Below are 13,177 nucleotides of genomic sequence, written 5' to 3'. Positions count from 1 at the left end.
GCCCGGTCAGGCCGAGCGCACGCCGACCATGGGAAGCAGTGTGCGGCGGGCGAATTCGCGGGCGGCGGATTCGTCGCGCAGCGGGATCCGGCCCTCGGGGGTCAGCATCAGCGATTGCGCCAGGCGCGCCAGCACCTCGGCGACCAGATCGGGGTCGAAATCCAGGGTGGTATCGGATTGCCGGAGTCCGCGCAGTTTCTCGGCGAGGTAGATGCGGCCGACCTCGAGGACCGGGCCGCCGTCGACGGTCAGCCGCGGCAGGATCAGTTCGGGCTCGGTGCGCAGCAGTCGTTGCAGCAGTTCGTTGCGGGCGAGCAGCGTGGTGAAGGATGCGAAGATCTCGACCAGTTCGTCGACGCCGGAACCGCCGGTGATGCGGGCCGCCCGTTCCTCGATCGCGGCGACGAAGCGCTGCGCCTCCCGCACCCCGACCGCCTCGACCAGGTCGTTCTTCGATTCGAACCGCCGGTACAGGGTGGCGGGACTGATACCGGCGCGGCGCGCGATCTCACCCATACTGGTGCGCTTGATCCCGAAGTCCAGGAATGCCGACAGCGCGCTCTCCAGCAGTTGTTCGCCGTCGGCCCGCGGTTTCTCCAGGATGCGAGCCAGGATGGATGGAACGGTGGGCATCGAGTCTCCATGTCGAATTCGGTCCGCGGGGCAGCGCCTCGTGCGGAAGGGTGCCGATCAGTATCGCATCGACATGCGGCCGCTCCGGGCGACGTATACCCCGGCCGCGGGATCAGGGCCGGTTGGCGACGTTCAGGTCGAACGCGACCATCTCCCGCTCGATCGCATTGGCGGCGAAGTCGATACCCCGCGCGCGCAATTCGTGGACGCGGCGCCGCAGCGCCTCGATGCCACCGGGCTCCGCGGCGATATCGGCCACGCTGATCCGCCCGGCGGGTCGGTGCATACCGGACTGCTCGTACGCCACCGTGGTACCTCCTGCTCACCCGCTGACGAGCCCGGAATGCCGCGCGGGCTCGAATCGCGCGTGCGCCGCACCGAGGTCGTCGGCCGCTTCACCGGGCACGTTGGCGAAAATGTTAACAAAATGTGTCCGGTCCGATGCCCGGTGTGGGCACTTTCACACCACCTCGGCGCCCCGGTGCACGCCGATGTTCTGCACGTAGACGGTGGCGTTGAGCCGGATGCGATCGATCTCGGCGGGGCCCAGTTCGCGGCGGACCTTGCCCGGCACCCCGGCCACCAGCGAGCCCGGGGGGATCTGCGCACCCTCCGGGATCAGCGCGTTGGCGGCGATCAGGCTGCCGGTCCCGACGACCGCACCGTTGAGCACCGTCGCGCCCATGCCGATCAGCACGTTGTCCTCGATCGTGCAGCCGTGCAGGATCGCGTTGTGCCCGACCGACACTCCGGCGCCGAGGGTGAGCGGGAATCCGGGATCGGCGTGCAGCGCGCAGCCGTCCTGGATGTTGGTGCGGGCGCCGATCGTGACGTCCTCGACGTCCGCGCGGACCACCGCGCCGTACCAGATGCCGGCCTCCGCGCCCACGCGCACCCGGCCGATCACGGTCGCGTTCGGCGCCAGCCACGCCGTCTCGTCGATCTGCGGCTCGAATTCACCCAGTCTGATCTTCATATGCCGACCCTAGCCGGGCCGCGCGGATCACCGATCCGGACCGGGTGCGGGAGCGTACTCGGCGCGCAGCGTCTGTTTGCGCAGTTTGCCGGCGTCGTCGCGGGGCAGGCTCGCGGTGATGCGAATCGTGGTGGGATGTTTGAACTTCGCGAGCCGATCGCGCAGCGCCGGGCCGATGTCGGCCGGGGTCAGGGTGGCGCCGGGCCGCGGGACGATGTGCGCGGCAACGGTTTCGCCGAGATCGTCGTCGGGGATGCCGAAGACCGCGACATCCTCCACCTCCGGGATCGCCATCAGGGCGTGCTCGATCTCCGCGGGGTGGATGTTCACCCCGCCGCGGATGATGATCTCCGCGGATCTGCCGGTGAGATAGAGGTATCCGTCCTCGTCGAGGAAGCCGGTGTCGCCGACGGACAGCAGGCCCGGCAACGGGCCGTCCGGCCCGCCGGTGTGGTGCAGATAGTGGAAACCGGGCCAGTAGTCGGCCCCGCGCACGTGGACGTCGCCGATCTGCCCGGGCGGCAACGGTTCTCCGGCCGCGTCGGCGACCACCGCCGCCGAACCGTCGGCGGGTCGCCCGACACTGCCCGGGTGGGACAGCCATTCGTCGGCGTCGATCCAGGTGACCGTGCCCGCCTCGGTGCAGCCGTAGAATTCGCGCACCGCGGACCCGAACCAGTCGATCGCGGCGCGTTTCACCGTGGGCGGGCACGGCGCCGACGAGTGGATCAGATGGGTCAGGGACGACACGTCGTAGCCCGCGCGCACCTCGGCCGGCAGCGACAGCAGCCGCGACAGCATGGTCGGCACGACCTTCGCCTGGGTGATCCGGTACCGCTGCACGTGGTCGAGGAAGCGCCGCGGATCGAACCGCGGCATCACGGTGATCGAGGCGCCGATCCGGAGTGCCAGCACCGCCACCGCATTCGGGCTGGTGTGGTACAGCGGCCCGGCCACCAGGACCTCGGCCTGCGGGGTCAGGCCCATCCGGGTGGCGGTCGCGCCGGCGATGGACAGCAACTGCTCGGCGGTGAGCCGTTCGCGCAGTACGCCTTTCGGCCGGCCGGTGGTGCCGGAGGTGTAGATGAGGCCCATCGAGTCGGCGATCGCGCCCTCGACCTGCCCCAGCGGTTGCGGGTGACCGGCGATCAGATCCTCGAGCAGGCGGTGCCGGCCGGTGGGCCGGGCGAGCGCGGCGTCGAGACCGGCCTCGGCGAGCAGTTCCGGCGGCATCGCCGCCTCCACGACTTCGGTTGTGCCGCCCGCGATATCGAGCGCGTCTTCGACCACGCCGACGAATTCGGTGTGCGCGATGATCAGCAGCGGACCGCTGTCGGCGAGGACGTGCGCGACCTCCGGTGCGCGCCAGGCGGTGTTGATCGGGACCGGATTGGCGCCGGTGGCGGCCACGGCCAGCGACGCCTCCAGGAACTCGATGTCGTTGCGCAGCAACAGCGCGACCCGCGCGCCGCGCCCGGCCCCGGCCGCCGCGAGCGCCGCCGCCAGCCGTCCCGCCCGGTCGTGTACCTCGGAATGCCGCCGAATCCGGTTGCCGCACCGCACAACCGGTGCCGGATGCTCGCCCATGCCGGGCAGTCTGCCACGCCCGCCCGACCGCGCGCACGGCCGCCGCTACTAGACTCGCTGCCGGGCGCTCGGGGGCACGGAGTCAGTGGTGCGGGAGGGAAGACTGTGTGGTATCTGATCGACGCCGCGCGCCCCGATCGGGTCGTCCGGCACACCCCGGGCGAGGGTCCGGCGCGGGAACGGTCGCTGCAACGGGCGGTCCGCCCCGGTTTCCTCACCGCACTGGCCGAGGTCGCCGTGGCCGAGGCGGTGGATTCCGGCCGGAGCTGTGCGCGCCGGGCGCTGATCCGCGGCGAGAGTTTCGATGTCGTCGCGGCGCCGATCGCCGGGTACGGGGGTGTGGTGGCGGCCGTGCGGCTGTGGGTCGGCGCGGCCGGCACCCCGCGCGAGGATCCGCCGCCGGCGGACGTCTTCCTCTGGCACGGCAGCCACTGGACCCTGCGCAGCAGCGGGAACGGCGGCGCGGTCCTGCCCGCCGGCCATCCACTGCTGCACGGTGCCTGGTTCCTGTCCCGGGTGCTGGAGTGCGAGGGCCGGGATCGGCTGATCGCGGCGGCGCTCGCGCCCGAACCGGGGGCCGTCTGGGAGGGGCCGATGCGGGTGCTGACCGCCGACGGCGGCATCGCCCGGATCTACGGCTGGTTCCGCTATCACGCACCCGATCGGCTGCGGGGACTGCTGCTGCGGGTGGAGGCCGGGCACGAACCGGATCTCGCGGTGCCCGCTCATCACCACGACACCACCGCGACGCTGCTCGGCGGTACCACCGCGCTGATCGATCTGCGCAATATGCAGATCATCGAATGGCTGACCCCGCCGCTGCCCGGGATCGCCTGGCGGCACCATCCGGCCTCGCGCGGCACCGAACCGCCGGGCGGATCCGACCACAACCTGCTGAACAGCCATGTCGTCCATCCGGACGATCGCGAGGACTACCTGCGGGTGATCGTCGAACTGGCCGAGAGCCGGCAGGACTCCGGCCACGCGGTGGTGCGGCTGCTGACCGTCGAGGGTGGCTGGGTACCGGTCGAGCTGTACGCCGTCCGGCACGCCGGTGCGCCCGATCGGTTCCTGAGCTGCCTCATCCAGCCCGTCGACGGTGTCGGGCGGCCCTGATCGGAGCCGGTCTGTCACAGTCCGTGCGGCGGCTTCGTCATCATGGTGGGAGATCCGCCGGAAACCGGGCGGATCGGATGCCGGAGAGGACGATGGCCGTGACCGAGCCGATAGCGGGTGACATCGATCGCGTGGAGCTGGCGCGCCGATTCGAGGATCAGCGTCCGTATCTGCGCCGGCTGGCCTACAGCACGCTGGGCAGCCTCAGCGATGCCGACGACGTGGTGCAGGAGGCGTGGCTGCGGCTGCAACGCTGGCACGACAACGGCGCCGAGGGCCGGATCGACAATCTGCGGGCCTGGCTCAGCACCGTCACCGGCCGCCTGGCGCTGGATCAGCTGGGTTCCGCGCGGGCCCGCCGCGAACAGTACGTCGGCGAATGGCTGCCCGAACCGGAGGTGACCTCGTGGGACGATCCGGCCGACCGGATCACCCAGGACGAGCGGGTGACGACCGCGCTGCTCATGGTGCTGGAATCGCTGTCGCCGGCCGAGCGCACCGCATTCGTCCTGCAGGACGTGTTCGGGATGTCGGGTCCGGAGGTGGCCGAGGTGGTCGGCCGCACCCCGGCCGCGGTGCGGCAGCTGGCCTCGCGCGCCCGCAGACATGTGGAGGAGGGCACCCCACGGTTCCCGGCCGGTCGCGACGAACACGAGAAGGTGGTGTCCGCGTTCGCGCTGGCCTGGCGGTCCGGTGATCTGTCCGCGCTGCTCGGCGTGCTGGACGAGAACGTCGTCCTGACCGCCGACGGCGGCGGGAAGGTGCCCGCGATCCGGCGGCCGGTCAACGGCGCCGAACTGGTCGCGAAGCTGTTCTTCGGCTGGTATCGGGCGGGCAACGACGCCTCCGGCCGCAACGTGCTGGTCAACGGCAAGCCCGGCCTGGTGGTGTTCGACGGCGCCTACCTCGGGGTGATGTCGTTCACCGTCGACGCCGGACGGGTCAGCGCGATCCAGATCGTGCGCAATCCGGACAAACTCCGTGCGCTGCCGGCGGAATGGGAGCCGGACTGGTATCTGTGAGCGGCCGGTCCGGTCAGCCGGCGACCGCGTCGAGCCCCTCCTCGGTACCGGCGGCCAGACCGTGGGCCGCGGCCACCTCCGCCGAGAGCAGTTGTCCCGCATCGGCGGTCAGGCCGCGGGCCAGGCCCGGATCGGCGCGGCAGGCCGCCCGCCAGCCGTGATCGGCGATGGTGCGCACATACGGCAGCGTGGCGTTGGTGAGCGCCACGGTCGCGGTGTGCGGTACCGCACCGGGCATGTTGGCGACACAGTAGAACAGCGAATCCGCCACGCGGAAGGTCGGATTCGCGTGCGTGGTCGGCACCGAGCTCTGGAAGCAGCCGCCCTGGTCGATCGCGATGTCGACCAGCACCGACCCCGGCCGCATCCGCGCGACCAGGGTGTCGGGCACCAGTTGCGGCGCCCGCGCGCCCGGGACCAGCACCGAGCCGATCACCAGATCCGCTGCGAGCACGGCCCTTTCGATCTCCGCGGCGTTGGCGCCGATGGTGACGACCCGGCCGGCGAAGCGGGCGTCGAGCCGGCGCAGCACCGGCAGGCTGGTGTCCAGCACGGTCACCCGCGCGCCCATCCCGGCCGCCACGGCCGCGGCGTTGGATCCGGCGACGCCGCCGCCGATCACCACCACATTCGCCGGCCGCACCCCCGGCACCCCGCCGAGCAGTACGCCCGCGCCGCCGTTGGGCGACATCAGGTGATAGGCGCCGACCTGGCTGCCGAGTTTGCCGGCCACCTCGCTCATCGGCGCCAGCAACGGCAGCGAGCCGTCCGGGCCGCGCACCGTCTCGTAGGCGACGGCGGTGACACCGGACGCGAGGACGGCCTCGGTGCAGGCCCGGGAGGCCGCCAGATGCAGATAGGTGAACAGCACCAGGTCCGGCCGCATCCGTGAATATTCCGGTGCGACAGGCTCTTTCACCTTCAGGATCAGTTCGGCGGTCTGCCAGACCTCGTCGGCGGTGGACAGGGTGCGGGCCCCGGCGGTGAGGTAGTCGGCATCGGTGAACGCGGATCCGATGCCGGCGCCGGCCTCGACCACCACCTCGTGCCCGTGCCGGACGAGTTCCCCGACGCCGGCCGGGGTCAGCGCCACCCGGGCCTCCTGCTCCTTGATCTCTCGCGGAACGCCGATTCTCATGCGGTCATCGTCGCGTAGATCGGTGCCGGTTGCCACGACCACGGGCGGCGATTCACCCCGTCCGGCTTCGCGATTCGCTCATCCGGAATCCATCGGGCACGAGGGGTTGCTCACACCGTCAGCGGCACGCCCGCGGTGGGGATGCGCAGTTGCGCGGTGCGGCCGCCGTAGCCGAAGGTGCGCGCGAGATGCTCCAGCGTTTCGGAGAAATGGGCCCAGCCCTCGGCGTGCACCGGGATGATCACCGCGTCACCGAGTTCCCCGGCGGCCTCCAGCGCCGTCCGCGCGTTGAGGGTGACGTCGATGTCGCCGAACCGGCCGACATTCGCCGCGCCGACGTGCAGGACCGCGATATCGATCGAGCCGATGCGCTCGACGATGCGCCGCACGTAGTCCACCGACGCGTTGTCACCGGAGACGTAGACCGTAGGCAGCCCGTCCGCCCGCAGCACGAATCCGGTGACGGTGCCGGAGAATTCCTCCGCACCCTCGGGGCCGTGCAGGGCCGGAACCGCGGTGACGGTCACCTCGGCGATCCGGACCGTCTCCCATTCCGCCAGTCCCCGAACGCCTTCCAGCCGTCCGGCCGCCTCCGGCGTGGACAGCGTGGTGGTGGCCGCGGTGAGGAATTCGCGGCCGGAGACATCGAGGTTGTCGGCGTGCTGATCGTGGGACAGCAGCACCACGTCCACCGGGCCGACCTGTTCGGCCGGGATCGCCGGGCCCTCGAGTTTGTGCAGTGTGACCGGACCGGGATAGTCGCGCGGCGCGTCGAAGGTCGGGTCGCTGAGCCAGGTCAGGCCGCCGTAGCGGATGCGGACGGTCGGGCCGCCGATGTGCAGCAGTTCGAATGCGGTGGTGGAGGTGTCGGTCATGGTTTCGATCCTGGTCGGCGGCCCGGCGCCTCGACAGTGGCCCGAAGGCCGCCCTCCGATAATATCGGGCCATGACCTCCGATCGTCCGCACGAGGTGGCGGTGCTCGCCTTCGACGGCATCAGCCCGTTCCATCTGTCGGTGCCCGGGCTGGTGTTCGGCGGTATCGGCACCAGCGCCCGGCCGCAGTCCCGCTACCGGCTGCGGACCTGCGTCGAACATCCCGGAATCCTGCGCACCCCGGGCGATTTCGATATCGCCGTGCGGCACGGACTCGAGGCGATCGAGGCCGCCGACACCGTGGTGATCCCCAGCTGGAGTCCGGGAACCGAACTGTCCCAGCCGATTCGGGAGGCGCTGTGCCGCGCGCACGAGCGCGGCGCCCGGCTGGTCGGATTGTGCCTGGGCGCCTGGGCGATTGCCGCGTCCGGACTCGCCGACGGCCGGGAGATCACCACCCACTGGTCCGCCGCCGCCGACCTGGCCCGCGCGCATCCGGCGGTCCGGGTCCGCGCCGACCGGCTGTGGACCGACCTCGGCGACATCATGACCTCCGCCGGCGTCGCCGCCGCCCTGGACGGCTGCCTGCATCTGGTGCGGTCCGACCACGGCAGCCGCGTCGCCGCGGACCTGGCCCGCACCCTGGTGCTCGCCCCGCACCGTGGCGGCTCGCAGGCGCAGTACATCCCGATCGCGGTTCCCGACGAGGCCGACGACGATCCGATCGAACACGCGATGCTGTGGGCCCGCACCCGGCTCGACGACCGGATCGACCTCGACAGCTGGGCCCGTGTCGCGCTGATGTCGCGGCGCACCTTCACCCGCCGCTTCCGCGACCGCACCGGATCCAGCCCGCAGCAGTGGCTGCTGCACCAGCGCATCGACCACGCCCGCCTGCTGCTGGAATCCACCGACGACACCGTGGACCGCATCGCCACCGACGCCGGCTTCGGCACCGCGGTCAACCTCCGCCACCACTTCCATCGCACACTCGGCCTCTCCCCGGCCGACCACCGCCGCCTCTTCCGCGCCGCAATGTGAGCCGGATCCGCGGGCCGGGGCTTTGGTCGCCGGATCCCGGGTCGCCGGGGGTCGCCGAGCGTAGTTCGCGCTCGGTGCCGTGGCGGCGGCCCGGCCGGTATCCCACTCGCTGGTCGGCGGTCCCCGGCTCTCGAGGCTGCGCCGATGATCGGTGCGTTACTGTCGCCGGGTGCGAACGGGGATGGTGACGGCGATCGGGATCGGGCTCGGATTCGGGCTGGACCGGGTACTGGGCGATCCGCGCCGGGGTCATCCGGTGGCCGGATTCGGCACGGTCGCGGCGCGGCTGGAACCGCTGGTGTACCGGGACCGGCGCGCGGCCGGCGTGGTCTACGAGATATTGCTCGCCGGGAGTGCGGTGGCCCTCGGTGGCGTTGTGCGGCAGCGGTTCCGGTCCACCAGTGGCGGAATCGCGGTGACCGCGGTGGCGACGTGGACGGTCCTCGGCGGCACCACGCTGGCACGGACCGGCCGGCGGATGGCCGGGCTGCTGGAGGCGGGGGACATCGGCGGGGCGCGGGCCCTGCTGCCGTCGCTGTGCGGGCGCGACCCCGAACTGCTCGACGCCGACGGATTGGCCAGGGCCGCACTGGAATCCATCGCCGAGAATACCTCCGACGCCACGGTGGCGCCGCTGTTCTGGGGGGCCGTCGCCGGGGTGCCGGGGCTGCTGGGGTATCGGGCGATCAACACCCTCGACGCCATGGTCGGCTACCGCAACGAGCGGTACCGCCGATTCGGCTGGGCCGCAGCGCGTCTCGACGATGTGGCGAATCTGGTTCCGGCGCGGCTCGCCGGGCTGCTGACCGTCGCGCTGGCGGGGGAGCGGCGCGACGGCGCGCTGCGGGCCTGGCGGCGGGACGCCCGGCAGCATCCCAGCCCGAACGCGGGGGTCGCCGAGGCGACCATGGCCGGTGCGCTCGGGGTACGGCTCGGCGGCCGCACCGAATACCGGCACGGGATCGAGATGCGACCCACACTCGGCGACGGGCCCGCCCCCGGCGTCGGCGACCTGCGCCGAGCCGTGCGAATGTCCGAAGCCGTCCAGCTCGCCGCCGCGTGCGTGGCCGTGGTGCTAGCGGAGATCCTGGGGCGTCGCCGCAAGCGTGCATAGGCGTGCCGAGCCGGCCGCACGGCCTTCGGACCTCGTGGGCAGATGCTGCGCTTCCCGCCGGACCGCTGTGCTTGCGCCGCCAGGTGATGTGGGCCGCCGGACCGCAGTGCTTGTGCCGGGCAGATGCTGCGTTGCTGCCGGACCGCCGTGCTTGCGCTGGGCAGGTGCCTGTGCGGCGGCCGGACCGCTGTGCTTGTAGAGGGCAAAGGCGGGACCGCTGCGCTGGTGAAATCCGTTACGGTGCTTGGGGTTTCGTTGTGAAGAGGTTTTCGATCGCAGCGGCGGATCCCGGGTCCGCCAGGATCAGTACCTCGTCGCCGCTGCGCAGTCGGGTGTCGGGGCTGACGACGACCAGCAGTCCGCGGCGGATGATCACGCTCACCCACAGGTCGGCGAACGGCAGGCCGGCCACCGTGGTGCCGTCGGCGGGCGACCCGGAGGCGACCGTGAAGCGGTGCAGGCTGTCGGGTTCTTCCTCGAAGCGGGCGTTCATCGCCCACGGTCGCGGATTGACCGTGCGCAGCGGCAACCGCAGCCATCGGGCCACGGCCGGAAGGGTACCGCCCTGTACGACCACCGAGAACGCGACGACGACGAAGATGATCGCATAGGCGCGGTGGGCATCCGGTATTCCGGCGTTCAGGATGAATGTGCCCAGCAGGATCGGCACCGCTCCCTTCAGCCCGGTCCACAGGACGAATATCCGATCGCCGCGCGGTAATCGGATCGGCAGGGTGGTCAGTCCCACCAGAAGTGGCCGGATCACCAGTGCGAGCAGGATCGCGAGTCCCAGCCCGATCGGCAGGGCCCCGCCCTCCACCACCCCGTGCGGCCCGGTCACCTGGATGGTCAGCCCCAGCATCACGAAGGCCACGATCTCGCCGAGACTCGCGAGCGCCGAGTGGAATCGCTCGATCTCGGCGCGATAGGGTGCCCGCTGGTCGCCGATGACGATCCCCGCCACCAGCACCGCGAGGAATCCCGAACCGTGGATCAGGGTGGTGACCGCGTAGATCGCGGGCACGCACACCAGCACTCGCACCGAATACAGCCCGGCCGCCGGCAACGGCACCGTCCGCATGAACCACAGCAGCGCTCGCCCGCAGACGATGCCCGCGACCGCGCCGACGAGCAACTGGACCGTGAACTCCCCGGCCACGGATCCGATTGCGTCCCAATGAAATCGGGTCGTCTCCAGCAGTACCACCAGCAGCGCGATGCCGACCGGATCGTTGGCCCCGGATTCGCCCTGCAACAGGGTCCCGGCGCGGCCGTCGATCTGCCGCCGGCCCAGGACCGAGAACACCACCGCCGGATCGGTCGGCGACAGGGCGGTGCCCAGCAGCAATGCGATCCGCCAGTCCAGGCCGAAGATCAGATGCGCGGCCAGCGTCAGCGCCACCGCGGTGACCAGGGTCCCGGCCACCCCGATCCAGGTGATCGCGGCCGCGTTCGCCCGGAACCGGCGCCACCCGATCTGCATACCGCCGTCGAACAGGATCACCACGAGCGCGACCGTCACCACGTGCTGTACCGAGGTCATCGGAATCCGCCCCAGCGCGGGCCAGATATCGGACGCGGCGGCCGCACCCCCGAGGAACAGGGCGGGTGCGGGAATCGGCAGCCACTCCCCGAGCCGGCTCGACAACACCCCGGCCAGCCCGATCAGCGAGACGATCAGCAGGGCCGCGGCGAACGCGGAGACATCAGTCATCGCGACGACTCGAAGCAGGATTCGCGGTGTCGCACAGAGTGATTCGATCGGTTCACGACTGGCACGGGCCGTCCTTCCTGGGCAATCGACAGCGACTCGTCGACCAGACTTCCCGACACACCGGATCCAACTTTAGCGTTCCTTTGATCCCGGACTCCACACGGTTTACTCCCCGAGCACCGCTCCGATCGACCGCTCCGATCGACAGGTTCGCCTCCGGTGCGAGTGCCGGTTCGCGGACGGCGTGCCCGCACGGCGGCCCAGCGGGCGGCGCACCCACCTGTGACCGGGTCTGACGGCGCACCCCGCGAAGCGGCTCAGCGGGCGGCGTACCCGCACTGTGGCTACCCCGCACAGCGGCCCGGCGGGCGCGTACCACTGCGGTCCGGCGGACGGCCGTACCCCGCGCAGCGGCCGGCGGGCGTACCCGCACAGCGGCCTGGCGGACGGCATACCTGTACAGCGGCCCGGCGCACGGTGCACCCCGCGCAGCGGCCCGGCGGGAGCGTGTCTGCATCGAGGCCGAGCGCTACCCACCATGGCCGCGCCCGCCGGGCGAGTCAGCGGCGGGTGCCGCCGTAGCGGTCGGCGAGGCGGTCGGCGTTGGACTTCGGTGGCGCTGGGGGGGTCGCGACCGGATCGGCCGAGGTCGCCGATGTTGCGGGGACGGGTTCGGCGGGTGCGGTGGTGGCCGGGGGCACGCCGCGTTCACGGCGGCGTTCCCGGATCTCGGCGACGACGAAGTAGCCCAGGCCGAGCGGGGCCATCACGCCGAACGCGATCCACTGCAGGCCGTAGGACAGGTACGGACCGGCGTCCAACTGCGGCAGCGGTTCGGGCGTGAAGGCGCCCGGCTGCCGCTCGGACAGTTGCAGGTAGCCGCCGCGATCGCCGGTGGGCACGGTGGTGAGCGCGGTGCCCAGGACCGTCGACTCCTCCGCCGCATCGATCGAGTACACCTGCCGATAGCCGGCCTGGGTCATCGGCTCCTTACCGGGGATGACGCCCTCGGACTTGCGGACCCGGCCCTCGATCCGCTGCGGACCGGCCGGCGGCTCGGCGATCGGCGGCAGCTGGGTGCCCTCGGCCGCGGCGATCAGCCCGCGGTCGACGAGCAGCTCCCGGCCGTCGGCCAGCCGGAACACGCCGAGCACCCCGTAGGCCGGTTTGTCGTCGAGGCGCTGCAATCGCTCCAGCACCGTCGATCCGGGCACATAGCTGCCGGTGGCCACGACCCGGCGCCACTCGGTGTCCTTCGAATTCGGGGTGTTCAGCAGGTCGGTGATGTCGACGGGGGTGGCGTTGACCGAGGCGGCGATCAGGTCGTTGCGGTGCGAGGTGCGCACGTTCTTGCCCAGCTGCCAGGGCGCGAGCACCGTGAAGCACAGGTAGGCGAACGCGACCACGACGGCGGCCAGGATCACCCAGCTGGGTCGCAGCAGGAAGGTGAGCCGGCGCACGAGGTTCATCGGCGCTCGCCGAGCTGCTCGCGCACCCAGTCGAGCAGTCCGGGCACCGCGGCCTCGATCTGCTCGCGGACGAGTTCGAAGTCGGCGGTGTCGCCGTAGTAGGGGTCCGGGACGTCCGGCCCGTCGGCGTCCGGATCGAAGGAGCGCAGCAGCCGCCGCCGCGGTGCGGGGACGCCGAGCCGGGCCAGCTCGCGGTCGTGCGTGGTGTCCAGCGCGACGAGCAGGTCGGCGGCGAGATGATCGGCGTCGAGTGCGGCGGCCACATGCCCGACGGGATAGCCGTACCGGCGCAGGAGCGCGGTGGTGCGGCGGTCGGCGTCGTCGCCGGCATGCCAGCCGCCGGTGCCCGCGCTGGTGATCCGCACCCGGTCGTCCAGGCCCGCCTGTGCCACCGCCGTGGCGAAGATCTTCTCGGCCATCGGCGATCGGCAGATGTTTCCCGTGCAGATGAAGGTCACGTGCAACTCGCCCACAACAGCCATTCTGTCGGGTC

The 13,177-nt window shown here is 71.6% G+C and carries 13 protein-coding genes; 4 read left to right on the top strand and 9 right to left on the bottom strand.

Annotated elements, in window-relative coordinates:
• Positions 1 to 6 precede the first annotated feature (6 nt).
• From G361_RS0117655 to G361_RS0117635, 4 genes are all read right to left on the bottom strand, one after another.
• Positions 7 to 633, bottom strand: a complete 627-nt coding sequence (locus G361_RS0117655) for a TetR/AcrR family transcriptional regulator (RefSeq protein WP_019928430.1) — start codon at positions 631 to 633, stop codon at positions 7 to 9.
• Between the two features lie 112 nt (positions 634 to 745).
• Positions 746 to 940, bottom strand: a complete 195-nt coding sequence (locus tag G361_RS0117650) for a hypothetical protein (RefSeq protein WP_019928429.1) — start codon at positions 938 to 940, stop codon at positions 746 to 748.
• Between the two features lie 153 nt (positions 941 to 1,093).
• Positions 1,094 to 1,609: a gamma carbonic anhydrase family protein gene (locus tag G361_RS0117640; RefSeq protein ID WP_019928428.1), complete on the bottom strand. Its 516-nt coding sequence runs from the start codon at positions 1,607 to 1,609 to the stop codon at positions 1,094 to 1,096.
• A gap of 27 nt (positions 1,610 to 1,636) precedes the next feature.
• Positions 1,637 to 3,196, bottom strand: a complete 1,560-nt coding sequence (locus G361_RS0117635; RefSeq protein WP_019928427.1) for an AMP-binding protein — start codon at positions 3,194 to 3,196, stop codon at positions 1,637 to 1,639.
• Between the two features lie 105 nt (positions 3,197 to 3,301).
• Between G361_RS0117635 and G361_RS0117630 the strand changes: the two genes are divergently transcribed.
• Both G361_RS0117630 and sigJ read left to right on the top strand, forming a co-directional pair.
• On the top strand, positions 3,302 to 4,312 hold the full coding sequence (locus G361_RS0117630) for a GAF domain-containing protein (RefSeq protein ID WP_019928426.1): 1,011 nt from the start codon (positions 3,302 to 3,304) through the stop codon (positions 4,310 to 4,312).
• Positions 4,313 to 4,404: 92 nt separating this feature from the next.
• Positions 4,405 to 5,334, top strand: a complete 930-nt coding sequence (gene sigJ, locus G361_RS0117625; protein WP_019928425.1) for an RNA polymerase sigma factor SigJ — start codon at positions 4,405 to 4,407, stop codon at positions 5,332 to 5,334.
• A 13-nt stretch (positions 5,335 to 5,347) separates the two neighbouring features.
• Here sigJ and ald read toward each other — a convergent pair whose 3' ends face one another.
• Both ald and G361_RS0117615 read right to left on the bottom strand, forming a co-directional pair.
• Positions 5,348 to 6,472 carry an alanine dehydrogenase gene (gene ald / locus G361_RS0117620; RefSeq protein WP_026343159.1) on the bottom strand — a complete coding sequence of 375 codons (1,125 nt, stop codon included), beginning with the start codon at positions 6,470 to 6,472 and terminating at the stop codon, positions 5,348 to 5,350.
• Between the two features lie 110 nt (positions 6,473 to 6,582).
• Complete coding sequence (locus tag G361_RS0117615; protein ID WP_019928423.1) at positions 6,583 to 7,347, bottom strand: MBL fold metallo-hydrolase; 765 nt, start codon at positions 7,345 to 7,347, stop codon at positions 6,583 to 6,585.
• A gap of 71 nt (positions 7,348 to 7,418) precedes the next feature.
• On the opposite strand from G361_RS0117615, the gene G361_RS0117610 reads away from it, so the two are divergent.
• Together G361_RS0117610 and G361_RS0117605 are read left to right on the top strand one after the other, a co-directional pair.
• The gene (locus tag G361_RS0117610; protein ID WP_019928422.1) at positions 7,419 to 8,387 is read left to right on the top strand and encodes a GlxA family transcriptional regulator; all 969 of its coding nucleotides are present in this window, start codon (positions 7,419 to 7,421) and stop codon (positions 8,385 to 8,387) included.
• Positions 8,388 to 8,568: 181 nt separating this feature from the next.
• Positions 8,569 to 9,501, top strand: coding sequence for a cobalamin biosynthesis protein (locus G361_RS0117605; RefSeq protein ID WP_019928421.1), 933 nt, complete (start codon positions 8,569 to 8,571; stop codon positions 9,499 to 9,501).
• A gap of 235 nt (positions 9,502 to 9,736) precedes the next feature.
• Here G361_RS0117605 and G361_RS0117600 read toward each other — a convergent pair whose 3' ends face one another.
• From G361_RS0117600 to G361_RS0117590, 3 genes are all read right to left on the bottom strand, one after another.
• Positions 9,737 to 11,215, bottom strand: coding sequence for a cation:proton antiporter (locus G361_RS0117600; protein ID WP_019928420.1), 1,479 nt, complete (start codon positions 11,213 to 11,215; stop codon positions 9,737 to 9,739).
• A gap of 560 nt (positions 11,216 to 11,775) precedes the next feature.
• Positions 11,776 to 12,675 carry an SURF1 family protein gene (locus tag G361_RS0117595; RefSeq protein WP_026343157.1) on the bottom strand — a complete coding sequence of 300 codons (900 nt, stop codon included), beginning with the start codon at positions 12,673 to 12,675 and terminating at the stop codon, positions 11,776 to 11,778.
• Positions 12,676 to 12,680: 5 nt separating this feature from the next.
• A complete protein-coding gene (locus G361_RS0117590) occupies positions 12,681 to 13,166 on the bottom strand; it encodes a low molecular weight protein-tyrosine-phosphatase (protein WP_036494141.1) in 486 nt (161 codons plus the stop codon).
• Positions 13,167 to 13,177 lie beyond the last annotated feature (11 nt).

It is taken from the genome of Nocardia sp. BMG111209, assembly GCF_000381925.1.
Taxonomy (GTDB): domain Bacteria; phylum Actinomycetota; class Actinomycetes; order Mycobacteriales; family Mycobacteriaceae; genus Nocardia.
Note: the sequence above shows the minus strand (reverse complement) of the source record. Positions and strands in the feature narration are given on the sequence as shown.

Bases quoted from the DNA above. Each gene is read 5' to 3' on its own strand.
- G361_RS0117655 (WP_019928430.1), bottom strand. From the start codon at position 633: ATGCCCACCGTTCCATCCATCCTGGCTCGCATCCTGGAGAAACCGCGG.
- G361_RS0117640 (WP_019928428.1), bottom strand. From the start codon at position 1,609: ATGAAGATCAGACTGGGTGAATTCGAGCCGCAGATCGACGAGACGGCG.
- G361_RS0117635 (WP_019928427.1), bottom strand. From the start codon at position 3,196: ATGGGCGAGCATCCGGCACCGGTTGTGCGGTGCGGCAACCGGATTCGG.
- sigJ (WP_019928425.1), top strand. From the start codon at position 4,405: ATGGCCGTGACCGAGCCGATAGCGGGTGACATCGATCGCGTGGAGCTG.
- ald (WP_026343159.1), bottom strand. From the start codon at position 6,472: ATGAGAATCGGCGTTCCGCGAGAGATCAAGGAGCAGGAGGCCCGGGTG.
- G361_RS0117615 (WP_019928423.1), bottom strand. From the start codon at position 7,347: ATGACCGACACCTCCACCACCGCATTCGAACTGCTGCACATCGGCGGC.
- G361_RS0117610 (WP_019928422.1), top strand. From the start codon at position 7,419: ATGACCTCCGATCGTCCGCACGAGGTGGCGGTGCTCGCCTTCGACGGC.
- G361_RS0117605 (WP_019928421.1), top strand. From the start codon at position 8,569: ATGGTGACGGCGATCGGGATCGGGCTCGGATTCGGGCTGGACCGGGTA.
- G361_RS0117600 (WP_019928420.1), bottom strand. From the start codon at position 11,215: ATGACTGATGTCTCCGCGTTCGCCGCGGCCCTGCTGATCGTCTCGCTG.
- G361_RS0117590 (WP_036494141.1), bottom strand. From the start codon at position 13,166: ATGGCTGTTGTGGGCGAGTTGCACGTGACCTTCATCTGCACGGGAAAC.